The sequence below is a fragment of the Desulfosporosinus sp. BICA1-9 genome, from assembly GCF_000802135.1.
Genome location: NZ_JUEE01000084.1, coordinates 16,887 through 43,701 on the forward strand (window position 1 = coordinate 16,887; position 26,815 = coordinate 43,701).

Annotated in this window: 25 protein-coding genes and 1 other annotated feature; of the genes, 1 reads left to right on the forward strand and 24 read right to left on the reverse strand. The window is 43.9% G+C overall.

Features of this window, described 5'->3' with window-relative positions:
- Nucleotides 1-7: 7 nt before the first annotated feature.
- From JL57_RS10830 to JL57_RS10845, 4 genes are all read right to left on the reverse strand, one after another.
- Nucleotides 8-448: a HutP family protein gene (locus JL57_RS10830; protein ID WP_034142061.1), complete on the reverse strand. Its 441-nt coding sequence runs from the start codon at nt 446-448 to the stop codon at nt 8-10.
- 220 nt (nt 449-668) lie between these two features.
- Complete coding sequence (gene murJ, locus JL57_RS10835; protein WP_034142080.1) at nt 669-2,234, reverse strand: murein biosynthesis integral membrane protein MurJ; 1,566 nt, start codon at nt 2,232-2,234, stop codon at nt 669-671.
- Nucleotides 2,235-2,747: 513 nt separating this feature from the next.
- The gene (locus JL57_RS10840) at nt 2,748-3,839 is read right to left on the reverse strand and encodes a stage II sporulation protein P (protein ID WP_034142062.1); all 1,092 of its coding nucleotides are present in this window, start codon (nt 3,837-3,839) and stop codon (nt 2,748-2,750) included.
- A 112-nt stretch (nt 3,840-3,951) separates the two neighbouring features.
- On the reverse strand, nt 3,952-4,281 hold the full coding sequence (locus tag JL57_RS10845) for a phage holin family protein (protein ID WP_034142063.1): 330 nt from the start codon (nt 4,279-4,281) through the stop codon (nt 3,952-3,954).
- A 194-nt stretch (nt 4,282-4,475) separates the two neighbouring features.
- Here JL57_RS10845 and rpsT point away from each other — a divergent pair, with 194 nt between their 5' ends.
- Nucleotides 4,476-4,748: a 30S ribosomal protein S20 gene (gene rpsT, locus JL57_RS10850; RefSeq protein WP_034142064.1), complete on the forward strand. Its 273-nt coding sequence runs from the start codon at nt 4,476-4,478 to the stop codon at nt 4,746-4,748.
- A 458-nt stretch (nt 4,749-5,206) separates the two neighbouring features.
- On the opposite strand, the gene holA is transcribed toward rpsT, so the two are convergent.
- The 20 genes from holA to JL57_RS34160 form a co-directional block, all read right to left on the reverse strand.
- Nucleotides 5,207-6,208: a DNA polymerase III subunit delta gene (holA, locus tag JL57_RS10855; RefSeq protein WP_034142065.1), complete on the reverse strand. Its 1,002-nt coding sequence runs from the start codon at nt 6,206-6,208 to the stop codon at nt 5,207-5,209.
- A 95-nt stretch (nt 6,209-6,303) separates the two neighbouring features.
- A complete protein-coding gene (locus JL57_RS10860; protein ID WP_034142066.1) occupies nt 6,304-6,666 on the reverse strand; it encodes a hypothetical protein in 363 nt (120 codons plus the stop codon).
- A gap of 291 nt (nt 6,667-6,957) precedes the next feature.
- Nucleotides 6,958-9,417, reverse strand: coding sequence for a ComEC/Rec2 family competence protein (locus tag JL57_RS10865; RefSeq protein ID WP_034142067.1), 2,460 nt, complete (start codon nt 9,415-9,417; stop codon nt 6,958-6,960).
- Entirely contained in the window at nt 9,414-10,058 is a 645-nt protein-coding gene (locus JL57_RS10870; RefSeq protein WP_034142068.1) for a helix-hairpin-helix domain-containing protein, read from the reverse strand. Before JL57_RS10870 ends, JL57_RS10865 begins: the two co-directional genes overlap by 4 nt.
- A 166-nt stretch (nt 10,059-10,224) precedes the next feature.
- Complete coding sequence (locus tag JL57_RS10875; protein WP_034142069.1) at nt 10,225-11,346, reverse strand: RNA-guided endonuclease TnpB family protein; 1,122 nt, start codon at nt 11,344-11,346, stop codon at nt 10,225-10,227.
- Nucleotides 11,324-11,947 carry an IS607 family transposase gene (locus JL57_RS10880; RefSeq protein ID WP_034142070.1) on the reverse strand — a complete coding sequence of 208 codons (624 nt, stop codon included), beginning with the start codon at nt 11,945-11,947 and terminating at the stop codon, nt 11,324-11,326. The genes JL57_RS10875 and JL57_RS10880 overlap by 23 nt, the downstream gene beginning before the upstream one ends.
- 871 nt (nt 11,948-12,818) lie before the next feature.
- Complete coding sequence (locus tag JL57_RS10885; protein ID WP_034142071.1) at nt 12,819-14,144, reverse strand: PhoH family protein; 1,326 nt, start codon at nt 14,142-14,144, stop codon at nt 12,819-12,821.
- A gap of 275 nt (nt 14,145-14,419) precedes the next feature.
- Nucleotides 14,420-14,563 carry a hypothetical protein gene (locus JL57_RS34140; RefSeq protein ID WP_291299958.1) on the reverse strand — a complete coding sequence of 48 codons (144 nt, stop codon included), beginning with the start codon at nt 14,561-14,563 and terminating at the stop codon, nt 14,420-14,422.
- On the reverse strand, nt 14,547-14,681 hold the full coding sequence (locus JL57_RS34145; RefSeq protein WP_291299959.1) for a YetF domain-containing protein: 135 nt from the start codon (nt 14,679-14,681) through the stop codon (nt 14,547-14,549). The genes JL57_RS34140 and JL57_RS34145 overlap by 17 nt, the downstream gene beginning before the upstream one ends.
- A complete protein-coding gene (locus JL57_RS34150) occupies nt 14,678-15,031 on the reverse strand; it encodes a hypothetical protein (protein ID WP_291299960.1) in 354 nt (117 codons plus the stop codon). Before JL57_RS34150 ends, JL57_RS34145 begins: the two co-directional genes overlap by 4 nt.
- Nucleotides 15,032-15,603: 572 nt before the next feature.
- On the reverse strand, nt 15,604-18,102 hold the full coding sequence (leuS, locus tag JL57_RS10895) for a leucine--tRNA ligase (protein ID WP_034142072.1): 2,499 nt from the start codon (nt 18,100-18,102) through the stop codon (nt 15,604-15,606).
- A gap of 69 nt (nt 18,103-18,171) precedes the next feature.
- Nucleotides 18,172-18,370: a binding site (T-box leader), on the reverse strand.
- 21 nt (nt 18,371-18,391) lie between these two features.
- Nucleotides 18,392-18,754, reverse strand: coding sequence for a ribosome silencing factor (gene rsfS, locus JL57_RS10900; protein WP_291299961.1), 363 nt, complete (start codon nt 18,752-18,754; stop codon nt 18,392-18,394).
- A complete protein-coding gene (gene yqeK / locus JL57_RS10905; RefSeq protein WP_034142073.1) occupies nt 18,738-19,328 on the reverse strand; it encodes a bis(5'-nucleosyl)-tetraphosphatase (symmetrical) YqeK in 591 nt (196 codons plus the stop codon). Before yqeK ends, rsfS begins: the two co-directional genes overlap by 17 nt.
- A gap of 200 nt (nt 19,329-19,528) precedes the next feature.
- Nucleotides 19,529-19,780 (reverse strand): RNA-binding protein, encoded by a 252-nt coding sequence (locus tag JL57_RS10910; protein ID WP_034142074.1) that lies wholly within the window; start codon nt 19,778-19,780, stop codon nt 19,529-19,531.
- Nucleotides 19,781-19,861: 81 nt separating this feature from the next.
- A complete protein-coding gene (gene nadD / locus JL57_RS10915; RefSeq protein WP_034142075.1) occupies nt 19,862-20,503 on the reverse strand; it encodes a nicotinate-nucleotide adenylyltransferase in 642 nt (213 codons plus the stop codon).
- A gap of 14 nt (nt 20,504-20,517) precedes the next feature.
- A complete protein-coding gene (locus JL57_RS10920; protein WP_034142076.1) occupies nt 20,518-22,074 on the reverse strand; it encodes an ABC-F family ATP-binding cassette domain-containing protein in 1,557 nt (518 codons plus the stop codon).
- Nucleotides 22,075-22,136: 62 nt separating this feature from the next.
- The gene (locus JL57_RS34155; protein WP_291299962.1) at nt 22,137-22,292 is read right to left on the reverse strand and encodes a hypothetical protein; all 156 of its coding nucleotides are present in this window, start codon (nt 22,290-22,292) and stop codon (nt 22,137-22,139) included.
- Between the two features lie 297 nt (nt 22,293-22,589).
- Nucleotides 22,590-24,581 (reverse strand): ABC-F family ATP-binding cassette domain-containing protein, encoded by a 1,992-nt coding sequence (locus JL57_RS10925; RefSeq protein ID WP_034142077.1) that lies wholly within the window; start codon nt 24,579-24,581, stop codon nt 22,590-22,592.
- A gap of 152 nt (nt 24,582-24,733) precedes the next feature.
- The gene (locus JL57_RS10930; protein WP_034142078.1) at nt 24,734-25,006 is read right to left on the reverse strand and encodes a hypothetical protein; all 273 of its coding nucleotides are present in this window, start codon (nt 25,004-25,006) and stop codon (nt 24,734-24,736) included.
- Between the two features lie 34 nt (nt 25,007-25,040).
- Entirely contained in the window at nt 25,041-26,633 is a 1,593-nt protein-coding gene (locus JL57_RS34160) for an IS1634 family transposase (RefSeq protein ID WP_291299963.1), read from the reverse strand.
- Nucleotides 26,634-26,815 lie beyond the last annotated feature (182 nt).

The following is a 26,815-nucleotide window of genomic DNA, read 5'->3' on the forward strand; positions in this document are numbered from 1 at the left end:
ACTCTAATCAAAGATGCATAACTCCCAATCCTACACGAGCGTGCTCTAAGAGGGGATGAAGGGAAGAACGACCATAAATTGCTACCGCCAGCCATTCAGAATCCGTCACTAAACCAACTTTTAAAGCAAAACTGGCATTGCTGTTGGTATGAATAAAAATACTGTTACTAGCTTCTAATGTTGCATGGATCAGTGCATGAATCTTCCGGTCTTCTTTTGGAATAACACCTGTGTTAAACGCGGTTGCCATTACTGAATTCGTGAGCTTTCCGGTATGTTGAAGATTCGCTACCGTTCCACCAATTTCCGTCACACCACAACGAAGGTTAAACGATTCAACAAAGGATTTCTTAAGCTTTTCCTCTTCCTCTCTCGTCTCTGTCAACGCAAGAAGTATTGCTGACCGCTCTAAGGAAGGTCTCACTTTTTCTGTTAAAGGAACTTTCAAAGCATGCCTCCCTCTCCGTTTAGTCAATAGAAAAAGCCGCCAGATTGTCTCTCAGACATCTTAGCGGCTCCATTGCCGAATGTTTAATCACTAGGTGATATTCAACATAGTACCTGATAAATTGCCCTTTGTCAACGCAAATAGAAGGCCCATCTGTTATAATACTGATTAATACATTATACATAAGTCATACATCAGTTCTTGGCTAGTTTACTGATTATCATGCTCCCAGTTTTCGTCGTACCAAACCCATCGCCTGCTCAAACTCTTGCATCCTCAAAAACTTCGCCAGCACTGCAAAGACAATGGCCCCGATGGCCGATCCAGTTACTAATACCGTTAGAGATGCTATCGTACCAATACCAATCACCGAAGTTAGCCACTGCATCCATACCCAGATCACAACCGCCATCAGAAGCGAAGCTACTAAGGATTTCAGACTAGTCCCGAACATAGCCCAACCATCCATTTGACCTATCTTCTTGCGCAGAAGGTAAAACAAGAGAAGCATATTCACAAACGCAGCAATCGTTGTGGCAAAGGCTAAGCCCCCATGAGCCAGCGGACCAATCAATAAATACATGGCTAAAATATTAACAGCCATTGCAATAATTCCTAAGATTACGGGTGTCCAAGTATCCTGAAGAGCATAAAAAGCCCGCGGCAGAATCTGAATCACCGCTTGTGAAGTTATTCCAATCGAAAAATAAAATAAAGGAATCGCCATCATTAAAGTATCATTCGCTGTAAACTGACCATGCTCAAACAAAACCCGAATCAAGGGAAAACGCAAAACGATCATGCCCACCGAAATCGGAAGGGTTATAAAAATTACCATACGAATGCCATTTGATAATGTCTGCCGAAAATCATCCCACTTTTTTAAAGCCGCTTGTTCCGTCAGCGTCGGAAAAGTCGCGACCGCAATAGCTAAAGCAAAGATCCCTACCGGCAACTGGAAAAGACGATAGGAATACCAGACTGCCGTAATACTGCCCGGAAACATCATCGACCCAAAGTTATTATTGACCACCACCTGAATTTGGTTCAGAGAATAACTGAGAATAATAGGTACAGCCAAGGCCCCGATTAGGCGGACACCCGGATGCCGCCAGTCAATGATCGGATAATAACGGATTCCCACTTTCCGCAAAGCCGGAATTTGAACAGCAAAATTAGCGATCGCCCCAAAAACAACCCCAAAGGCAAAGCCAGAAATGCTGTCAGGCTTTGCCGGATTTGCCAGAATCGTCCCAAAAAAGATAACACTCGCATTGTAAAGCACGGTTCCCACTGCAGAGGGCCAAAAAATCTTATAAGAATTTAAAATCCCCATCGTCAATCCGCTTAAGGCCATAAATAAAGGCTGCAGCAAGAGAATTCGAGTCAAGTGGGTGGCTAGAACCATGTTTTCAGGCTCAAATCCTGGAACCACCAGACGAATAAAGTGGGGGGTAAAAAAAAGCCCCACTAAAACAAACACCCCAAGGGTAAGCAAGATCAAATTCACAACAGAGCTGGCAACCCGCCAACCCTCATCCTCATTACCTTTGGCAATATATTCAGAAAAGACAGGAATAAAGGCGGCACTCAAAACTCCGCCCACTAACAACCAATATAACAAATCAGGAAGAACAAACGCCGTATTATAAGCATCCGTTACTCCGCTCTGTCCATAAAAACCCGCCATCAAGGTTTCTCTTAAAAAACCTAAAATCCTAGAAATCAATTGAGCAGCCATTAAAAATCCTGCTGCTTTAACAAGCGTTCGGTTGGTTGATGACATATCGAGTAAACCTCTTCTCCCCATCGCCTTATCTACCACCCGAATTATAGCATTTTTCGCCATGCTAAAAAAGAGAAACCTAAATGAATTAGGGCTAAGACTTCCTCCCTTAACCACTCTGCCAAAATGCAAGACAAGAACCGTCCCTGCACTTGCATACCGTGCCTTTGCGTCAAAGACGCAAACAGTCTTCAAAGAGCTCTCGTCGTCCCCCACCCGGCGACCTCACAGGCCAGAGGAAGTTTCTTAGCTTAATGAGCATGTGAGAGGAATCGCGTCAATGAGCGCAGGCGATAAGGCGTGAAGAAACTCAACGGGACTTGTCCATGGATGGACTGATGTCGCGGTGCCAAGGATGGCAAGGAGCGACGCACATGCAGAAAGCCCAGAGGTTTTGAGTTTTAGCCTTAGCGACAAGGGAATAGCGATGGAACACGATAGTCTCCTGTGGAGAGTATCGCCGAAGCCGTGATCCCAGAAGGAAGACCTACAGGCGTAGGATGTGCGAATGGGCTAAGAAACTTCCTCCCTTAACCACTCAGCCAAAATCTCTGCCACAGCCTCAGCCGCTCCATTTGCCTCCTCCAACGTATTTAACTGACTCCCAAACTCCAATAACAACCCTCCGTCAGAAAGATGCTGGTTATACCGTGCATCCGTAGCATAACTAATATTGGGAGCAAAGAGTCCAGGATACTTCTTTTCTCCCAAAGCCATGAGTTCTTTGGCTAACGCTTCATTCTTCTGCCAGTGCGGATTCATTTTGCCAATGACCACCATAACCCGGCTGGTCTTTTGCCCCTTTACAATAACCGTTGACTTAGAGAACCCACGAGGAAGCCCATCCCGATGAATGTCTATTAAAAACTCCAGCGAAGGATAATCTTTCGTCATTTGGGTTGCTGTAACCACCGATTTGCTATACGCTTTCATAAAATCGACTGCATCATGTATTTGTGTCGAATGGACGGCTCCGACTCCATTCCGTTCAAGCGCTTTCTTCAAAGTTTCACCCACTGTCACTACATCTCCGTTTTCCCCCTGCAGTCGTTCCAGACCCCCATCCCCTGCATAGCTCTCACTATTATGTGTATTATAAATTCCCACTTTCACTTCTTTTGCCCCAGGAATCAAAGTATCTTGGGGATCAGTATCCTCATTCCCTGTGGGTACTTGAGTAGCAATTGGCTCAAGAATGGGTCCTTCAAACTCCGGGTCATTAGGGTTGTATGCCCACCCCAACCATACTGGACCTTGTGGCGGATGGGAAAAATAGCCCAAAAAAAAGGTTCGCGGATCCGAGATATTGACACCGGTTAATAAGAACAGACTAACCGCTACTCCCTGATGCCTAGCCAAGTCTACACGAGCGCGTTCTGGTTGAGAATAACCTGGAGCTCCTTCCAATAAAATTGCTTCAAAAGGAAATGATTGTTGAGTCAGAAAATGAACAAATTGAAGAGAACTCCCGCTGCGCAGAGCATAAACTAAACCTAAAATAACCAAGAAACTCGCAAGCCCCAATAGAAACCCACGCATCCAAGCTTTAATCGTCCAAATATTAAATTGTTTTTTTTGCCGATGATAAAAATCTTCCCGTAACAAAGGACTTGTCCCCCTTCCTCTTATTGAAGAAGTATGAGGGACAAGTCCACTGTAGAACATAACAATTGCATTTTCATTGAAAAAGAATGGGAAAGGAAAATGCTAAAGCACCCTAACGAAGGGTCGTTGGAACAAAGCTATCCACGATCCCAATGACGAGAGAAGCTAATAAAGCACCGATAATCGAGACTGTCATGTACCCAGGAATAAGAAACTGACTAAAGTAAATTACCACTGCAGCAGTAAGAAACCCAATCGAGCCCCGTCCCCAGCGAGTAATTTTGTCTCCAAACACTTTTTCAATTCCGTAACCGACTATCGCTATCACCGCTGCAGCGACCAACGCTCCCATGAACCCATTCACACGAAGTCCGGGAACAATCCAACTTACTAATAACAGAACCACTGCCGAAACAATAAACCTCACGATCGCTCCTAACATTTTTGACCCTCCAATCATTTATTTAGCTTTATTGAGAAAGTGTTTTAATAGATACAAGGTTTAGTTTATACAATATCAGGCAATTTATTAATATCATTTATTTCCTATTATTCCTTGATAAATCTGCGCCTAGATGTTAAAATGTAGTTTGTGTAACAATACAAGGAATAAATAACCAAAGGGGGTGACTATTAGTGCCAAACATTAAATCCGCGATCAAAAGAGTTGAGTTGGCAAAAGTTCGCACGATTAAGAATGCTGCAGCGAAATCTTCTTTACGAACAACCCTTCGTCGTTTCGAAGAATCAATCAGCACAGATTCCGAGACTGCAGCACTTGCTTTGAAAAAGGCAACTCGTGCTTTGGATAAAGCCTCCTCCAAGGGTTTGATTCATAAAAATCTTGCTGCTCGCAAGAAATCTCGTCTTAACAAAAGATTTAGCAAGCACTTTGCCCAAGTTAGCTAAACATAAAAGCTATAAAAAAAGAAAGCGATCGATCGCTTTCTTTTTTTATAGCTTTTTTAGATGTTGAGATCTCCCCAAGCGCATTTTTGCATTTGCAAAATGCAAGTCAAGAACCGTCCCCGAACTTGCACCAAGCGCATTTGCTCAAGAACGCAAACAGCGCCACACACACCCCGTCCCTCTCCCGTTCGACCCAAGCCTAGAGGAAGTGTCTTAGCTTAGCGAGCACGATTAGTGGAATTGCGTCAATGAGCGCAGTCGATCAGGCGTTAAGAACCGCAACTGTTCACATGCAGAAAGCCCAGAAGTTTTGCGGTTTAGCCTGAGTGACAAGCGAATAGCAAATGGATCACGATAGTCTCCAGTGGAGAGTATCGCCGAAGCCGTGATCCCAAAAGGATGACTAACCGGCGTAGGATGTGCGAGCGGGCTAAGACACTTCCTCCCACTTCCTCCCCCTAATCTCCGCAAAACCTAACAATCATCATTTCCAACAATTGCCCTGGATCTCCCCCTCCTGATTTCATAGCCAAATCAGTATTTAAACATTCCTTCAAAGCCTTAACTAATTTTAGGGTGGATAACTTAGCGGATTGCTGCCAAACCTTTTGTGCTTCAAACGGTGAAATCCCTAACACCGAAGGGGCTTCAGCCACATTCCCACCACGCTCGCGCAGGGCATTACAACCCAGAAGAAGCCGAACTTGCCGAACCATGATCGTTAAGACCTTCAAAGGATGTTCTTTACGTAACACTTCATCTAAAGTTTCTAAGGCCTTTGCAGAAGACCGAATGGCTACCGCATCCAAAAGATCAAAGATGGATGCTTCAAGAGTACGAGTCGTAATCCCTTTAATATCCTCCACCGTAATCGTTTGACGATCCCCAATGTAAACCACAAGTTTATCTAATTCCTGGCTTAAAACACCCGTTTGATGTCCCGCCCATTCTATAAAAAAGGAGGCCACCCGAGCATCCATCGATTTTCCCCGAACTTTTAATTCTGATTGAACCCAAGCAAGCCATTCCGGCATTCGTTTCGGAGGGCAAAACTCCAAGATTTCTCCAGCTCGTTCTAACGCCTTATAAAATTTTCTCCCTCTATGTACACTCTCTGCAATAAATAAAAGACACGTCGAAAGGTTAGGGCTGGCAAAATATTTCAAAAACGGCTCCAAATCGGCAGTCTGTCCATCTTTAAAATATGACACCTCTTCTACAACGACCAGGCGATTTGCAAAGAAGGACATCGTATTGGCTCGTTCAACAATCTCCTCCGGAGTTATCTCAGTCGCATTAACTACTTCAATCCCGCTTCCAGAAGGATCCGTCAAGAAATAGAACGACTTAAGAACCTTCAACCCCTCCTGAATCAAAAATCGATCTTCCCCATGCCACAAATAAACGGGCGCAATCTTTCCCTTTGCTACACTTTCCTTAATTCGTTCAATTTCACGCAAATCTGATCCCCCCTCCCCCCATTTTATAAGAGACCATCGAGAAAAGCCAGCGTGTGCGTGTAATGCGTGTAATGCGTGTAATGGGGACAGTCGTTTTAGAATATAACTCTCTCTTTATCCAACCATCCTTCTCTTAACAAATATCCACCAAGATCTCCGCCCTCAGGTCCCATCTCGATGATATAATCTGCCTGTTTTATGAGTAATGGATTGTGTTGAATGACAATTACTGTTGCACCTTTTGAAGTCAATTCAATAATCAAGTCGACATCAATCTGTAACTCTTCCCCTAGCCCCTTACACACCGGACACATATACTCGGGATGATTGTAATTAAATTGCGCAGGCGTTCGTTCAAAAAAAATAGTTCCACAACCCTCACAAACATTGTTTTCTGGAACAGGTATACTACAATTTGGGTATAACCGTTTACCAATAGTTGCAAATAGTAGCCGCAAATAATCCCCTGTCCTTGTTACAGAGGCAACTGTTGATCTCGGTTAAGTCCTAAGTTTCTTTGTTCTATAACTATAGATGGCTGAAGTCCAGATATTTTCCCAACCATAGAATCCCTTAGGTCACTTCCTATGGGCGAATTAGTAAAAAAAGTCCTCCACAAGTTGTGGAGGATCAAAAGAAAGAGGAGGAGAAAAGAGATGTTCCTTGTTATTGTTACCCAGTATTTCCTTTTTATACATCAAAGAGGCAATTAAGGGAAATATTCTATGTATTAAATCTGAGCGTTCAAATTAGCGACCAGGAATAATTTCTATTCCGTAGTTTCCTAACAAAAGCCGAAGGGTTCCATGGTCATCCGTTCTATACACTGGGATGTGTCGTTCCCCCCAATACTCTAAAACTTCCCGTGAGGGGTGACCAAACGAATTTTTCCCCACCGAGATCCATACAGCTTGGGGATGAATACTATCCAGCCAAGCTCTGTACAGTGAAAATCGACTCCCATGATGCGGAACCTTAAAAATATCCGTCTCTAAGTTCACGCCTGTCTCGAATATGTTCTCCATTTCTTCTTGTTCCATATCCGCCGTTAGCATGATACTTTGTCCTAAGTAATTGAGTTTAAGTACTAACGAACTATTATTTGAATCCGAATGCGTCCCTTCAAGTACCTGATGAGGGCCCAATACATCCAGCCAAGCCCCCGAATCAAGATCAATCCGATCTCCCGCTTGTAGCAGTCGTAGTTCCGAAGCCTGAGAGGTTAACTCAACGGGAAGCCCCTCTTGCCATTCCTCATTTTCCAATCGTTCCCCTACATTAGGAACCCCTACCCAATCGGTCGGAATATTGGCTAGCACTGCTCGAACTCCCCCGATGTGATCCTGATGTTCATGGGTAATTAACATAGCATCCAAATGCCCGATTCTTTTCATCAATAAATACGGAAGGACGATACGTTCTCCCGCATCAAATCGATCATTACGTGGTCCAGCATCGATCAAGATGGCTTGTTTCTTAGGCGTCCGAATTAAGATAGCATCCCCTTGTCCCACATCGATCATCACGACTTCCAGATCGTTTTGTGAATTCCAAGGACTCCACAGAAAAAGAACGATGAGTAGCACTGCACCACTTCGGACGATTACCCTATCTTTAAACACAGGGTGAATAGCCCGTTGCGCTGGCCTCCGTCGCACTGCTTGACGAATTTCCAAAGGACATCGTTCTAGAATCTTAGAAGCAATTGTTTTAAACAATCTTCTGAGAAAAAGTAACCTTACCTTCAGCAAAAAGAGCGTCTTTTGTCTCCCCCACAAGAGGGTTCCAAGTCTACCATACCAAATTAGCCAAAAGAGTACCCCCGGGTTTAGAACCCAAACATCTGCATATGGTAAGTCTGCCAACACCTTTAAGATTCTATTCGCCCCGTCTAAAAGCCATAAACTCACTTGAAAGAATGGAACAGATAACTTACCATAAAAAGAGAGAATAACCCCAATAAGGCCCACTTCCAGCACACTGCCTAAAACGAAAAGGATAAAGACATTCGCTAAAAAACCGATCAACGATAGCCGATGAAAGGCAGCAATCATAAGCGGCAGCGTCGCCACCTGAGCTGCAAGAGTCCCGGCAATTGCAAAACTAAGTAGTTTAGGAACCTTTTCGAAAAATTCCGCCTTAAGAATCCGCGGAGTTAATACGATAATACCCCAGGTTGCCCCAAAAGAAAGCTGAAAACCAATATCTTGAAGGATCAAAGGATTATGGATAAAAAGACCCACCGCAGCAAAAAACAGCCAACGCAGCGTGGCCACTTTTCCCCGCCCTAAAAGCCCCAGCAGAAATGCAATTCCCATAATTGTCGCTCTAACAATCGGAGCATTCCCTCCACAGAGCGCAGCATAAAGTAAAAGTACCATGATCGTTCCGCTAATTCGAAATCCCTTCGGCAAAAAACTTAGCAGCATCCAGGAAAACCCCAGCACAAAAGCCACATTGGCACCTGAAGCAGCAAAAACGTGGAGCACACCAGTCACTTTGTAGCGCTCTTGAACTGCATCGGGAATCCGACTAGAATCTCCGAAAAGAATCCCTTCTAATACTCCCGTTTCCTCTGGATCGAAGGCCTGAAGACGATTTCGAACCTGCTGGCGAATCTTCCAAGTTAAGCTCGGCTCGCCCACAGCAAGAAGCACCACATCCCCTTGAGCACTTATGCTTCCACGTAACCCCCGAACCCCATAGTAAAGACGCCGGTCAAACCCACCTGGTGTTCCCAGCGGCTTCGGGCGTTCTAAATGCGCGTGGAAACTCACGTAATCCCCGGGCTGAATCCGCTTCCACTCTCCCGGAATATCCCCCGCATTATTAGGATAAACCGTCAACCGATAAGCCTGACCTCTTAATTCTCCTTCCTCAACGCACAGTATCCCAACAGCCATGTCCTGGTTTACATTCCAATCCTTAATCAACCCTACAATCTCCACCCGGTCCAAAATGAGAGGTTCAGGCAGAGTACGCTCTGCTAAGGCCCCGTACCCAAAACCGAGCAAGAGACTAGCTCCGAGCAAAAGGATCTCCGGACGAAACACTCGACCAAAAAAATCACGGGGCCGCCACAACACAAGGCGTACCCCAAGAAGTACCAGAATCCCAAAAACTAAAAATCGACTCTGTTCTGGGATATAAGATCCGCAAATCCCTCCCACTAAGATGGCAACCGTTCGACCAATCCAAGGGTCTTTCATGGCCCAACCGTCACTTGCGAAGCCATTTTCTCATAGGTTTTGACCCCAATCCCCGAGACATTCTTCAAATCTTCCGCCCGGGCAAACGGTCCATGCTCCGTCCGATATTGAATAATCCGTTCCGCAAACGCCGGCCCAATACCAGTCAGCTTGTCCAGTTCAGCCGCTCCAGCAGTATTGATATTTATTTTTCCGTCAGTCGATGCTGTAATCCCTGCCGAAGCTTGACTAGCTACCGGAGTTGAACTATTGATCTGTGCAGTTGCAGGTGCAGGCACAGAAGTATTACTTCCCGAATTCACGGTTCCACCCTCCGCAGACCCCTGAGGAGCAGGAAGACTCTTATACGGAACAGACACCTTTTGTCCATCCTTAAGCTTTTCAGCAGGATTCATGCTTTCTAAATTAGCCTCCGGCAAGAGACGAACTTGTTTAAGAGCGTCATCTAAACGAGCGTCCGCCGGTAAATGGACAAGCCCTGGTTTTTCCACTGCTCCCGCAACATAGACAATAATCTCTCGACTCGAAACCGTTTTATGAAGATCAGCACCGGAATTATTCGGCAAAAACAACTTCCATATCGCCAAAATAACAAGGACAACGAGCACAACCCACCATGCATAGCGAAGCTTACGCTCCATGACAGTTCCGTTGCCAAAACTTTATAAAAGTATATAAAAAGCTCTGTTTGCTTCCTGATTCATCGTGTCCGATTTTGCCCGAAGGCTACTTTCGTTTGATATAACACTCCACAGACGTAAATTCCGATGCAACGAATCGTACACATTAGTAGTGTCGTTTTAGTGACTAAACTACTAATTGAGGATATCTCGAAAGGTTTATAGAAGCATTAAGATCTCTATCTAATACTAAGCCACACTCACATCTATACACTCTGTCTGACAACTTCAAGTCTTTCTTAATAGCTCCACAACTGGAACACAACTTACTCGAAGGGAACCATTTGTCTACCTCAACGAATTCAATGCTGTGCTTCTCACATTTATACTGGAGCTTTAGCTTAAAGTCGTACAGTTTTTGTTGGGCTATAGCTTTAGATAGATGTCGATTTTTCATCATGCCCTTGATATTCAGGGTTTCCATAACCACTTTGCAAGGTTTGGTTTTCACGATTGCATTAGTGGCTTGATGGGTATGATTGCTTCTAATCCCCTTAAGTTTTCGATGTTGCACCCGGATTTGCTTTGCGACTTCTATAATGTTGCAGGTTTTGACGAAACGGCTTCCCTCCTTATTCATTTCATATTTACGAGAAACTTTACGTTGCAACCTCCGAAGCCGTTTCTCCAGCTTTTTGACCCTTTGGGATTTATTAATGTTTTTAAATTCCATGCCGTTAGAACAGACTGCAAGTTCTTTGACCCCGACATCAATGCCTATCACTTCACTCGTCAACTGTTCAGTTACTTGCTCTTGCTCGATTCCAACTGCCACATACCAATACTTTCCGTCAAATGATATACGAGGATTTGTATACTTTTGATCTAATGGCAATTGTTCCGAAGTCTTGATCCATCCGATTTTCTCAATTAGAACAATACTTTCTTTAACTTTCAACTTTAAGTTGTCGTTGTAGAATGAGGGCTTAGACTTCCTTCTGCTCTTGAATGTCGGCTTTTCAGCTAAATGCTTAAAGAACTTCTTGTAGGCTTCACAGGCATCCTTAATGGCCTGCTTTGGGATGTTATTGGAAACCTCATTAAGCCAAGAGAACTCTTCTGTTTGCTTTAGCTGTGTTAGTTCTTTTCTCAGGTCATTGTCTGAAATGAAGTTTCCACCACTAGCATAATTCTTCTCCTGCCTGTCTAATGCCCAATTATATGCCCACCGTGCAGTTCCAGCAGACTTCCATAACTGTTGCTCCTGTTCCTCTGTAGGTTTCAATCTAACTTTCTTTCCGAGTATCATCTTCAAGTAACTCCTTTATCATTTTCTTAGCTTTATTAGCACGTTTACCTTGCAATCTACAACTAACGGTAATAATTTGGACTAAATCCTCTACCAATTCCTGTTCTTCCGTTTTATCGGTCGAATCAATGATTTCAATAGTCGTTCCGTATTTATTGCATAGGTTTTCAATCAGTTCAAACCCCAACCTTAGCAACCTATCTTTATACAGAACGACTATTCTCTCAACCTCTGAATTGGTTATTAAATCAATGAGTTGATTTAGTCCTTTTTTATTGTAGTTAATCCCACTCCCAATATCAGTAACTATCTCAAACTGATACCCCTTGGCAAGCATGTAAGTCTTTACATTGTCTTCTTGCCTATTGAGATCATCTTTCTGCTTGTGGGAGGAAACCCTACAATAACCGATAACTTTCCTGTTCATCTGCAAGGTGTTTTTAATGCCTAAGAAATGATTAAGTTGCTCCTGAGAATAATAACGGTAGCCACTGGGAGCAATATGGTGAGGTTTAAGAGTGCTATTTTTATCCCAGTTTCTTAATGTTTGCTCTGTTTTGCCTATGAGTTTAGCAAATTCACCAATTGAATAATAATTCACTTCAAAACACCTCTTGTTGATAATCATACACAATAACATCTTAAATATCAACAGAGTTTTATAAATATTTATAATGTTTCAATTGCCATTTCCATTCCCATTCCCCCGTTCCTTCAGTAGCGTCATTCATTTTGATTTCGCTTTATTCCTTCTTTTTCCTGCCGCGAAGACAAGTTAATCCTGTCGAACAAAAGAGTAAACAAAAAGATCCGTTCCCGGCTCTTCTCCTACCCCCGAGGGAAAATGGGAACGGTTCTTGCGTTTCCCCCCCGTGTCTCTTTCCTCGTCCCATCCGCATACGCAAGACGATATAAAATTTAATGTGTGCTGGCTCCCAAAGTATTATTTCCACTTCAAATACAAGTCAAGAACCGTCCCTGACTTGCACTGACTCGCATTCATCTTGCTCTACTTATGCCAGACGGTGCACATGAAATGTGCCGTCACCCAAACCTTCTGTTCCTTCGTTCTTCGTTCGTTCCTTCGTTCTTCGTTCGTTCCTTCGTTCTTCGTTCCCCGACCCAAGCCCGGGACGCAGTGTGACACGAGCGCGACGTCTTTACGTACGCAGATTAGCAAACTTCCGTTTAAGCGACCGACCCCAGACACGGGGCAGTGCACAAGGTCCCTTCTCGCCGTCCATGGCTACAGGGACACTCGGCCATCCTTGGCCAGCGGATATGCACTGCCGCCAACTGAGCCAAGGATGGCGATTTTGGCACGATAGTCTCCAGTGGAGATTATCGCCGTAGGCGGGTTCTTTCATATAATACTATCGCCGAAGGATGAACCCCGCTCCCCATAGCAGGGAGCTTAAACGGTTAGTTTGCTCTGCGTCGTAAGCACCGAGCGCTGTGTCACGCAAGTCCCCCTATAGAAGTTCCGCCGCCCGCGAAGCCAACTCACTTCGTTCCCCTCTAACTAGGCGAACTTGACCATAGAAGGATTGCCCATTTAACCTTGAGGCGAGATGAGCTAATCCATTACTCTCTTTATCCAGATAAGGATGATCAATTTGATCTGGGTCCCCGCAAAGCACAATTTTTGTCCCTTCACCTGCACGGGTAATAATGGTCTTTACTTCATGTGCTGAAAGATTCTGAGCTTCATCAATAATGATAAATTGATGAGGAATACTCCGGCCACGAATATAGGTCAACACTTCAATTTCCAGCTGCCTCTTCTTAATCAAGAGGTCAATTGCACTGTCAACCACTGCTTCGCTACCTCTCTCTCGCTCTTTCTCCCGCCGCGACCGAAGCAAAAACTCAAGGTTATCATAAATTGGTTGCATATAGGGTCGAATCTTCTGGTCCTTCTCCCCAGGCAGAAATCCAATATCCTTACCAAAAGGAACGATCGGCCGAGCACAAAGCATTCTAACGTAAACTTCGGAATGAACCGTTTGTTCCAGGCCACTCGCCAAAGCAAGTAACGTCTTCCCCGTCCCTGCCGGCCCCATTAAATTGACTAACTTGATTTCTGGATCGTTGAGCATTTCCAAAGTCCAAGATTGTTCCAAATTCCTGGGTCTTATATCCCAAGGGGCAAGACTTTTTCCCATACGATAAACTAATCTTTCCCCATTCGGAGAAGAAACGAGTGGTAAGACGCTGTCATCACTTAAAACAGCTTTCACACAACGGTTCGGAGCAAGAGGTGATTGCAAGGGTATATACTTATTTTGATAAAGTGCCGCAACCTCGCTATCATTGATCTCCAGCAAAACAACTTCCTCCATAATCGGAGGCAAAACTACTTTATCATTGAAATAATCATCCGTTACGATTCCTAAAGCATCTGCTTTGACTCGCATGGCAATATCTTTAGTAACTAGGATAACGGGGCGTTGTTCTTCACGCGTCAGGCTTAAGGAAACCGCTAAAATTCGATTATCTGCCAACGCTAGATTCGAATTTACAGGCAAAATTTCATGGGAGTAGTGATTTAACTCAATCCGAATCGTTCCTCCGTTGGGCAAGAAAACCCCTTGGGAAAGCTTACCCTTATCCCGTATGCGATCAAGATTACGAATGGCCTCTCGTGCAGCCCGCCCAACATTCTCTAAAAGACGTTTCTTACTTTCAATCTCCTCCAAAACCACATAAGGAATGATTACCTCATTATCTTGGAATAGAAATATTGCATTAGGGTCATGCAGTAATACGCTAGAATCGAGCACATATACTTTTTGCAAAAATATAACACCCCTTTAATGTCGCCTTTTAACATAATATTCCACATCTTTTTAATTATCTTCTGTATGACGACCTTACTAACCCCACTCTCTTAAACTATATTCCAGAATGAACTAACCATTCTCGACCTGCTAAAACCCTTCTCTAAAAATAAAAACGCCATGCTCTAAACGAACATGGCAAGAAATTTGCTTATTAATCTTAGGCAACCGTCTGCACCGATCCTTTTACCATTCTCTGAGTCCCTTTTAACAGTTCCTGTGAATCGGTATTCTTAAGGTTCATTTTTATTACCCTCAAATTTTTTACTTTTAAATTCCTCAAAAATATTATTGCCTTGCTGATTTTGATTTACTTGAGTTTTCTGGTTACATCCAATGGTCTGTTTAATTTGTGATATTTCAGCCATTAAAACCATAAAAATCTTCCTTTGTTAAAGGCTTTTTATTATCTTTTAAACTATACCCCAGCTGACCACTTACTTCAATTGTTCCATATTGAACATCTTCTATAGAAGATATTCCAACCTGTCTCAACCGAGTTTCCAGTTTATCAATCGATAACCTAATTTTTTTAGATTGTTTATATCCGGTTTACCATTTTCGATAACTACTACTGCTTTACCTGAAAAAAAAGTTTCCAAAATATCTACCTTAATTTGTAGATATTCAGTAATTATCATTAATATTGTTAATAAAAAAGCCACGCCAAAAGTGGTAAACAGACCCTTTCCAGATACAGGTTGGATCAACAATGATCCTAACCCAATTATGACAATAGTTTGAGCTATCGTCATTTGTGATATGGATTTTCTTCCACCTACCCTTAAGATAAATGTTCCAACATAAAATATAAGAATTGCTTGCCAAATCCAACTTAATTCCATTTTTTTATTCTCCTTATAAGTATCGAACATTTCGAATTAACAACGATCAGAGAATACTTATAAAAAAAGTAAGCAAAAAAACCACCCTGCAATTCAGGTGGTAACCTAACTATTTAACTAGTGAAAGAAGAGCCAGTTGTTGACTTTCGTTCGAAGTTAACAACTGGCCCTTCTCTCCTTGTCCCACTATACCCCAAAACAAGACGGTGCACATGAAATGTGCCGTCTCCCCCCAAAATCCACAGTTCCTCTGTCTCCCGTCTCACGTTCCCCGACCCAAGCCAGGGACGCAGTGTGACACGAGCGCGACGTCTTTACGTAAGCAGAAAAGCAAACTTCCGTTTAAGCGACCGACCCCATACACGGGGCAGTGCACAGGGATGTGCACTGCCACCAACTGAGCCAAGGATGGCGAATTTGGTACGATAGTCTCCAGTGGAGATTATCGCCGTAGGCGGGTTCTTTCATATATACTATCGCCGAAGGATGAACCCCGCTCCCCATAGCTGGGAGCTTAAACGGTTAGTTTGCTCTGCGTCGTAAGCACCGAGCGCTGTGTCATACAAGTCCCCCTACTTGACCACAATATTAACTAACTTACCCGGAACCGTAACAATCTTAACAATCGTCTTTCCTCGAGTCCATTCACTCACACTCGGCAGAGCCAGCACAATTTTTTCCAATTCAGCTGTTGATATTTCAGTAGGCACTTGGACTCGGTCACGGACCTTACCATTGACCTGCAGAATAACCGTCACTTCATCTTGTACAAGAGCGGCCTCATCAACGTCTGGCCAAGGTTGTTTATGAATACTCTCAGAATGTCCAATTTCCTGCCAAAGCTCTTCCGTAATATGGGGTGCAAAAGGAGCCAGGAGTATCAAAATTCTCTCAACTGCCTCTCGACCGACCTCAGCATCTGCCGTTGGTTGTTCTTTATAAAGGTACAAAGCGTTTACCCATTCCATAATGGTACTGATCGCCGTGTTAAAATTAAAGCGTGTTCCAAGATCAATCGTTACCCTCTGGGTAGCCAAGTGGGTGTGACGACGCATCTTTTTGCCAACTTCGTCCAGATTTGCCCATTCGCCCGCTTGTTTAGAGGAACCCTCCCCCTGGCTTTTCTTAATCAGAGGCTCATATTGGGCTACTAAGCGCCAGATGCGGTTGAAGAAACGATAACACCCTTCAACCCCTTGATCACTCCACTCTAGATCTCTCTCAGGAGGAGCAGCAAACAGAATAAACAAGCGGGCCGTATCCGCCCCATATTTGCCGATGATCGCCTCAGGGCTCACGATATTTCCCTTGGATTTTGACATTTTAGATCCATCCATACAAACCATCCCTTGCGTCAGCAAGTTCTGGAAGGGTTCATCCGCGTTCAAGTAGCCAAAATCCTTCAAAGCCTTGGTAAAGAAGCGCGCGTACAAAAGGTGTAGAATCGCATGTTCCACGCCCCCAACGTACTGATCGACATTCATCCACTGATCCACCGCCGTTTTATCAAAAGCAGCCTCAGTATTGCGGGGATCAGTATAGCGCAGAAAATACCAAGACGAACAAGCAAAGGTATCCATCGTGTCCGTCTCACGCCGAGCAGGCCCTCCACACTGCGGACAGTTTGTTTCAATAAATGCGTTAGAGGAAGCTAGTGGATTCTCTCCAGCTTTAAAGACAGAAATCGACGGGAGCAACACAGGCAACTGATCTTCCGGAACTGGCACTGTTCCACAAGTTTTACAATAAACCATCGGAATCGGTGCACCCCAATAGCGTTGACGAGAAATGAGCCAATCTCGCAAGCGGAAATTAACCTTCCGTTGACCCAGACCCAAGCGCTCCGCTTCATCAGCAATTCGATCCCAACCCTCATCACTGCTCAGACCATCGAAGGAGTCGGAGTTAACCATGACACCGTCCCCTGTGTAAGCAGCTTCAAGAGGCAGATCTTTTGCTTCTGCCAGACTCTCAGTCGGAATAATAACTGTTTTAATTTCCAGATCATACTTTGTCGCAAATTCAAAATCCCGTTCATCATGGGCTGGAACACCCATAACTGCCCCAGTACCGTATTCAAGCAGAACATAGTTCGCTATCCAGATCGGCACTTTCTTACCGCTCAGCGGATTGAGACAATACGCCCCGATAAACAGCCCTTCTTTTTCTGCATCCGTAGAAGTACGTGCTATTTCATTGAGACCGTTCATTTTCTCGATAAAAGCCAGCACATCTGCCTCATAAACTGTCCCACCTACTAACTCCAAAACAAGGGGATGCTCAGGAGCCAAGACAACATAGCTCACCCCATAAAGGGTATCAACCCGAGTAGTGTACACCGAAATCTTCTCCGGACGTTCCTCCAAAGGAAATTGGACTTCCACCCCCTCAGAACGGCCGATCCAGTTGCGTTGCATGGTTTTTACCTTTTCAGGCCAGCCCGGTAACTTGTCCAGATCCTCAAGTAAAATATCCGCATAATCCGTAATCTTAAAAAACCACTGTTCCAAGTTCTTCTTCGTGACCAAGGTATCACACCGTTCACACCCACCATCCACCACTTGTTCATTAGCAAGTACTGTGGCACATGAAGGACACCAATTCACCGCCGCCTTCTTCTTGTATACCAAGCCATGTTTGTAAAACTCTATAAATATCCACTGAGTCCACTTATAATACCCCGGGTGACAAGTCGCCATTTCCCGATCCCAATCATAGGAAATCCCCATCTCTTGAAGCTGACGCCTCATGTTGGAGATATTTTTCCAGGTCCAATCTGCCGGAGGAGTTTGATGCTTAATCGCAGCATTTTCCGCGGGCAAACCAAAAGCATCCCATCCGATGGGGTGAAGGACATTATATCCGTTCATCCGCTTATAACGAGCAATCACGTCAGAGATTGAATAATTGCGCACATGCCCCATGTGTAAATCTCCCGAAGGATAAGGAAACATAGCCAAGGCATAGTACTTGGGCTTTGAGGAGTTCTCCTCTGTTTGATAGGCTTTGTCCTCTAACCAGTGTTTCTGCCATTTAGATTCGATCTCCGAAAACGAATACTTCTCTTGCATAAATCCGGCCCCCTTAGAAATAAGTAACAGATTATAACATAAGATGAAAATACAAAAATCTCTCGTCCCAAAAGGGACGAGAGGCTTGCTCCCGTGGTACCACCCAATTTCATAAGTGCTTAAGCGATCTTAACGGCTCGCACCGGTGTTCATTGTAACCTGAACACAGCTCCAGGGCGAGTTCTTGAAGTTCCCTACAGCGACTTGCACCTCCCGTCGCCTCTCTTGATGAGGGTTCTCCAATACTACTCCCTATCGTAGCAATGACGTGTTTGATTATCCAGAAAAGTTATACATTCTGACTAGTTTCATAAGAGATGGCTTCCGCATCTTTCCAGAGGCGTTCAAGTTGATAAAATTCACGTTGATCTGGGGTCATCACATGAATCACCAGATCACCGCCACAATCCATCAAAACCCATTTGGCAGTCGGCAATCCTTCGAGATGAATAACCGGAATGCCCAGCTCTGGCAACTTCTGTTCGAGATGATTCGTGATTGCTTTCACCTGAGTCGTTGTATTCCCCGTCACAATCATGCAATAATCCGTAACCATTGAGATTTTCTGGAGATTCAAAAGAGAGATATCTCCACCCTTTTTATCTTCAACGATACTAACCACTTTTTCAAGCATTTTAAGATCCAGTTCCAATAGTAGTTTGCCTCCTTTGTAAATCATCATAGGTTAATTGAGTTAAGGGATGAATAGGGCGTTTGCTTTCCCTTAAGTATATCAAAGTGTGTTCAACACAGGCTAACGTACCCTTTCCTAAATCATCATACAAGGATTGGCGCAAATTGTCCACTTTTGGAAAATCGCGGCTAGCTTCCGTCAGGTCTGCGCTATAAATAAGCATCTCTAATTGGCACATCCCTGGTCTCCCTAACGTATGATTGGCAACTGCCGCAATGACTTCAACATCCTTTAACCCATAATAATGCTCCAGCCAATAAGCTGCAACAGGACCATGTAAAACATATGGATATTGTTCATCTTCAGGATAATTAAGCAACTTCCACCTGCGAGCAAACCTTATTTGGTTTTTCAAAGGGATTTCTTTGGCTAAATCATGGGCTAACCCCGCACAACGGGCCTTAACAGGATCCAACCCATGGTGCCGGGCTAATTCCTCCGCCCAAACCGCAACACTCAATGTATGCTCAAAGCGTTCCGCTGAAAGAACACGAGTCGCCAAATCTAATAATTTTTCAACATCTAAAATCAAGTATCTCCCGCTCCCCTTTATCTCTTCCTCTAATATTATTTCTAAATATTATATCAATTAATCAATAACTGTGCAAAGGTCGGATTACATATGCATTTATTCAATGCAGTAGAATACCCCAGCTTGAAATTCCGTTGAAGGCGCTGACCTACAAGAAAGGAGACCCCTTAGTCGGAGGTCTCCTAATTGGAACGATAGTATTACATTTGTTTTGGTTTTGCTTCATTCACCGTTAGTGGCCTGCCACCAAAATCTTTGCCATTGAGCTCTTCCGCCATACGCGCTGCATCCGGCTCTCCCACTTCGATAAAACCAAATCCACGGGAACGACCGGTTTCGCGATCGGTAATAATCCGACTACTTTCTACCTCTCCATACTCGCTAAAGAATTCTCCGAGTTCTTCTGCAGTAGTATTCCACGGAAGATTTCCGACATAAAGTGTTGTTGTCATGATAACTGTCACCTCTTGCTTGAATTGATTTACTTGATCGTTTTTAGTATGGTCAAATCTAAACAGAGTATGCGAAACATTTTATTCTTCAGTATAAAGCCCTCGCTGTTGGATCAGTTGACGAACCCCCTCAGGCAAAAGGTAGCGGATCGGTTCTCCTCGCTTAACCCTCCTCCGAATATCCGTAGAAGAAATCGCCAAAGCAGGGACTTCCAGATAATGGATTTTACCCAGAATTTCAGGATGTTCTTCTTGCACTTTAAGCAGAAAATCACTCGCATCAAATCCGGGTCGCGCCGCACCAATAAATTGGATCAGCGTGAAGATTTCCTCAGCTTCTCGCCAGGAAAAGATCTCCCTTAGGGCATCCGTTCCCGTGATAAAATACAATTCATAATCTGGCCAAGTTTTGCGCAACATACGTAACGTCTCGACCGTATAAGACGGACCTTCCCTTTCGATTTCAAGGGCAGAACTAGCGAAATCCGAATTATCATTAATTGCACATTCGACCATCTCAAGACGCAACTCTCCGGCCGAAATATCCCTTCGATTTTTATGAGGTGGTATCCCAGTCGGAATAAATAACACTTTGCTTAGCTTAAACTCGGCGCGTGCCATTTCCGCAGCGACCAAATGCCCGTAATGAATCGGATCAAACGTTCCGCCCATAATCCCCAGTCGGGGTTTTTCCAGTGCAGCCACCCGTTTCAAGTCCGTCATAACCGTGATTCTCCTTACACGATTTTAGTCGTCCACTCCTCCAGATTCCACACATCCGTCACCCAATCTTCGTAGAATTCCGGTTCGTGAGAAACAACCAGCACAGTCCCTCTATACTCCGTGATGGCTCTCTTCAGTTCTGCTTTAGTATCCACATCTAAATGATTGGTCGGCTCGTCGAGAACCAGCCAGTTGACATCCTTCAGCATCAACTTACAGAGCCGGACTTTAGCATTTTCTCCACCGCTCAACACCATCATTTTGGTAGAGATGTGTTCACTTGTCAAACCACACCTTGCTAAAGCGCCCCGCACTTCGGAATTAGTCATTCCCGGATACTCTCCCCACACTTCGTCGAGGGCCGTCTTCCCATTTCTACGACTCGATTCTTGTTCGAAATATCCAGGGTAAAGATAATCACCCAGTTCAACTTCACCAGAAACCGCTGGAATATACCCCAGTAAAGTCTTAAGCAATGTCGATTTACCTAACCCGTTAACTCCACGGATTGCCACCTTTTGCCCTCGTTCTAAGGTTAAATCTAAGGGTCGTGTTAACGGTTCATCATACCCGAGGACAATGTTTTTCGCCTCAAAAATCATTTTTCCGGGAGATCTTGCTTCCCTAAATTTAAATTTCGGTTGGATCTTCTCTCTCGGCTTTTCGATCAGTTCCATTTTTTCCAACTGCTTTTGCCGACTCTTAGCGCGACCGGTCGTTGAAATCCGCGCTTTATTGCGCGCAATAAAATCTTCGAGGCGATCCACTTCTTTTTGTTGCTTGTCATAGGCCTTAATCTCCTGAACCTTGCGAGTTTCAAAGAGCGCCATAAATTGTTCATAGTTTCCAGTGTAACGGGTTAATTCCGAATTATCAACGTGATAAATCACATTGATAACTGCATTTATAAAAGGAACATCGTGAGAAACAAGGATAAAGGCATTTTCATACTGGTTGAGATAACGCTTTAACCACTCAATATGCTCCACATCCAAAAAGTTGGTCGGCTCGTCCAAAATTAAAATGCTAGGATTTTGGAGCAACAATTTTGTAAGCAAAACCTTCGTCCGTTGACCTCCGCTTAAATCCGTAACATCTTTGTCCAGACCTATTTCTCCAAGTCCCAAGCCATTGGCGATTTCTTCAATCTTAGTATCAATCATATAAAAACCATTGTGGTCTAAAATACTTTGAATCTCTCCGACATCTTCCAAGAGTTTGTTCATTTCGGTTTCTGAGACGTTACCCATTCGATCATACATCTCTAGGATTTCTGCTTCCAGATCGAACATCCCTTGAAATGCTTCTTTAAGCACGTCTCGGATCGTTTTTCCCTTAGTCAATACCGTGTGCTGGTCTAAATAGCCAACCGTCACGCGATTTGACCACTCAACCTTTCCTTTGTCAGGCATCAGCTTACCCGTAATGATATCTAAGAAGGTCGATTTCCCTTCTCCATTCGCCCCAATCAAGCCAACGTGCTCCCCTTTTAACAAGCGAAAGCTAACATCTTCAAAAATTTTACGACCACCAAATCCATGGCTAACATTTTCTACATTTAATACGCTCACGACTTAACTTCTCCCCTTATTTTCTCTTAATTCCTCATGGCCTTATAGTAAAATAAAACTATTTATTTATCAAACATACCGCCGACTTTGCGACGCTTAATACCTTTTCTCTTTTCCCCGATTTTTTGAGTAGCTTTATGTGGACCGCCTTGTTGAGAACTCTTCAGGTTTTTCTCCGCCACTAATTTTTTCATCTGCTCTAACGTTTTATTATCCATATGAACCTCCTCCAATATAATCGTACTCGAAATCCTATTTTCGTGCACCGCACGCAGCGCAACGCATTTCGTAACTTCATGTATCATTCGTCGTATCTCTGTACCGTCGTCCTCAGTGATCCGTGCTGAGCATACCGCACCGTACTTCATGCATCATGCATCATGCATCGTATATCTTACTTTGTATATCGTATTTCATATTTGTTGCTTAGTGCTTCGTGAATCTCGCTCGGTCCTCCGTGAATCGAGCCCGTGCCTCGTCCATCTGCGTTCGTGCATCGAACCTCGCGCTCCATCTTACGTGCTTTCGAACTTCGAACCTCGTACATCGCGCCTCGAGTTTTGGGCTATCTTTTCTGCCAGCTCATTCAAATACGTCCAACGTTCCAGCAAACTATCTAATTTTTGTTCTAGTGATTGTTGAATGGTTACTAACTCAGTTAGTTTTCCAAAATCACTGCCCATCTCATTCATCTGTTGACTATTTTTTTGAAGTTCCTCTTCCACTTGCGCAATCTGATCGTCAATTTGGGCGAAATCTTGCTGTTCTTTATAGGTCATCTTCAGCGCACGTTCTTTTCTTCGCTCAGACTCTTGTGTTTCCGGTCCAACGTTTTGACGAGGAGACTTTTTAGCCAAAGTCGCTAAGAAGGCTGCTTGTTGTTCGTTCTGCAAAGCCTCTTGCTCAGCAGCATACACCTGCTCACGATAGTCCGAATAATTTCCTACATACGACCGAATGCTTCCCGCACCTTCGAAGGCAAAAATCTTATCCGTAACCCGATCCAGAAAATATCGATCATGAGAGACAGCGATCACCGCCCCGGGAAAATCATCCAAATATGATTCTAAAATCGTCAATGTTTGAATGTCCAAATCATTGGTTGGTTCATCCAATAACAAGACATTCGGAGCCCCCATCAAGATCCGCAAAAGATAAAGCCTTCGTTTTTCCCCACCAGAAAGCTTGCCAATCTGAGTCCACTGTACAGCTGGGGGAAATAAGAAACGCTCTAACATTTGTGAGGCCGTTAAAAAGCCACCATCTGCCGTGGGAATCACTTCAGCGATCGCTTTGACCTCATCAATCACACGACTGTCTGGATTTAATAACGTGTTTTCTTGCGTAAAATATCCCATCTTAACCGTAGCACCTAATTCAAGGCTCCCTGAATCTGGCTTTAAGCGACCAGCGATCAAGTTTAACAAGGTTGATTTTCCACTCCCATTGGGTCCAATAATCCCAATTCGATCATCTCTCAAAAGGATGTAGCTGAAATCCTTGATCACAACCCCGCGGTCTGGAAACCCTTTTTCAACCTCTTGACACTCTAGAATTTTCTTCCCTAAGCGGGACGCCCCTGCTAGCATTTCGATCCGATCAGTATACTCCGTCGGCTTATCAGCCTGTATCTTTTCAAACCGCTCGATCCTCGCTTTTTGCTTCGTCGTACGAGCCTTAGCTCCCCTCCGCATCCAGGCTAGTTCATTGCGAAAGAGATTAAGGCGTTTTCTCTCAGTCGCCTCAACCTGCTCTTCCCGCTCAGCTTTTAATTCTAGGAAACGGCTATAATTACCGGGGTAAGGGTAAAGTTTACCTTGGTCTAATTCTAAGACCCTGCCAATAACGCGATCGAGAAAATACCGATCGTGGGTAATCATCACCAACGCACCCTTGCGTTTATTCAAATACTGTTCCAGCCAATCCACCGTATCATTGTCAATGTGGTTCGTTGGCTCATCCAGAATCAGGATATCCGTAGGATTAATCAGCGCACTCGCTAAAGCCACTCGTTTTTTCTGCCCACCTGAAAGAGTCCCAATTAAAGTGTCGAATTTCGAAATTCCCAGTTTATTAAGGATGGTTTTAGCCTCATTTTCCAGTTGCCAGGCGTCCAGTTCATCCATCTGTTGACCCAGTGCAATCAACACTTGTTGAAGGCTCTGCTGGTCCGGTTTATCATTCAGCTTTTCTAAAGCTATTTCATACTCTCTCAACAATTTCATAACAGGGGAATTCCCCCTAAAAACCTGTTGCAAGACCGTCGCCGAATCTTCAAAATCAGGATTTTGGGGTAGATATTCTAAACGCACTTTATTCCCCGTTGTAACTTTGCCTTGATCCGGCCATTCTACACCCGCTAAAATTTTTAGCAAGGTAGACTTACCCGTTCCATTAACTCCGATGATACCAATTTTTTCTCCATCATCAATTCCAAAGGAAATATCAGCAAAAAGTACTTTTTCACCATAACTTTTCGTCAGATTCTCTGCAGTTAAGATGTTCATGATTATTTCTCTTCTCCTTAGCAAAAGCTGTACAACACCTTATTATATCATAATTCGGCAAACTTTGCCCAAATAAAAAGTCCCATAGCCGTGCCTGTGCACAGTTTATGGGACTTTCGAAGATTTGATCATTATCCTTAGCACTAATAATTTTAGGAATTACGAGCCTCTTCTTTGGCTATTCCGTTTAATATTTCATGAGCGCCTCGCAGTAGGGCTCCAACTATTTTAGCCGACTCCAGCTTCAGATTATCCCGCTCAATTGCAGAAACGGAGCTCTTCTCATCCATAGACTTGATACGTTGACGACTTTCTTCTGACTCTTTAAGCATAATATTCATCTCATCTTGACTTGAGCGCATAATATTCATGCCTTGATTCATACCATGCATGTCTAGTCTTAGTAAGTCCATGTCCAGTTTCATAACTTTCATCCTAAAATCCCTTGAAAAATTATACCTACACAGACTCATCCACATTAAACGCCTTATAGATCGCCTTTTGATCTTTGGTTAGTGGAAATAGAATTCGAGTCCCATTTATTATTTGTAAGCGAAGTTTCGACAGAGAAATCAGCAACTTCTTCATAGTCATCCTTTTGTATAGTTCTTTTTCCAGCATGACCTTATGGATATGTGCTGCAAGTATTAATGAGATGAAACCGACAAATAGCTTGTTCTGCATGATGTCTTCTCTATGCACTCTTAATCTCCCAAGGTCTAGACTGTTTTTTAAACGGAGGAAGCCCTTTTCAACAACATCCTTTTCCCGGTAAATTCTGATTGATTCTTTGGCATCAGCCACATCATTCGTTATGATGACCAACCAGCCTGCTGTTTCCAATTCCTTATTGATTACATTCTCTTTAATGCTGATGGTGTAACCGGAAGGGGATTTCTCCGAGCTGCGGATGAGGAGGTATTTGCAGTATTCCTCTTCATTCAGGGTGGCTGCAGGATTAGCCTCTGCCCGTTCTTTTAGAAGGGTTACATGCGCAAAGAGGTTCTCGCGGAGTTTCATGGCCTTTATGGCATTATAGTAAACATGCGTGTGAATCTTGTGATCCTTGTTCCAGGACCTGAGTTTGGTGACCCCGCGCATGGAGTCGCCCCCTGAAACAATGGTGTTTTGAAGGCTGTCGATATCTTTGCGCTCACCTTCCACTTGCTTTTTTGCAAAGCTGGATGTAAAAGGAACGGAGATGATGAAGCGTAGTTTTGCCGTATCGTTCAACATGGCGTTTACATTTTTGGTACTAAAGAACCCCTTGTCCATGACAATCAGCGTGGGTTTCCCTTTCGATAGGGCATCCATTTTAGCCAACGTGGTTTTCAGTGTGCTGACATCCTTAAGACTGCCACTGTATGCGGTCTGATAGATGGGAAGCCCTGACTTCTCACCCATAAGCATGCAGAGGTTGATCTGAGGAAGAGCTTCCTTGTCCCGGTTGTATCCCCATTCAACGTCTTCAATCAGGTTAGAGTAGGAGGAGATGGACGTGATGTCAAGGGCAAGGTATTCCTGTTCACTGCGGTACGTGCACCATGTCTGGTAAAAGTTCTCCCTGGTATCCGGGGTTATAGCAATCAGCAATTCGCTAATTCGCTGTGAAGACATGCTGCCTACAGGAAGGCACTCTGTACTGTTAAGCCAATCCTCGCAATAAAGAAACGGATCTCCAGAGGATATCAGGTAACACGCAAGGTTGAAGATCTCCTGCCAGTAATTTGGCAACGCATCTTCTAACACCCTGAGCAGTCCGGTGCTTTTCGCAATGCTCTGGAACAGATAAAAGGCTCCATAATCTTTTATGGATGAATGCTGGATATCATCAATGGAAAACATCATGGTCGTTGTAGGTATCTCAATAGGAGTTCCTTTTTTAGCCATATCGGCTAGATACTCAGGCTTATAAATCGGATTTCCGGTTACGGGATCGATCTTACCAATAGGGATGCGTTTATTTCTTGGTTTGCCATCGGCATTCCGAAAAGAAACCGACTCGTAAAGGTAAATCTTGTCACCGACCTTTTGTCTTATAATAGAACTCATAGGCACCTTCCTCCTCACATGTAGGTATAAATAATTATACCTACATGTGAGGAGATAAACAATGAATTCTTTCAAAGAATTGCAATAAACAAGCTTAAAAATGCAATATTTATGAACTAAAGCACTACTTTAACTGAAAAACTTGTGTAGGTATAATTTTTTCCGGGAACCAAGGTTTAATG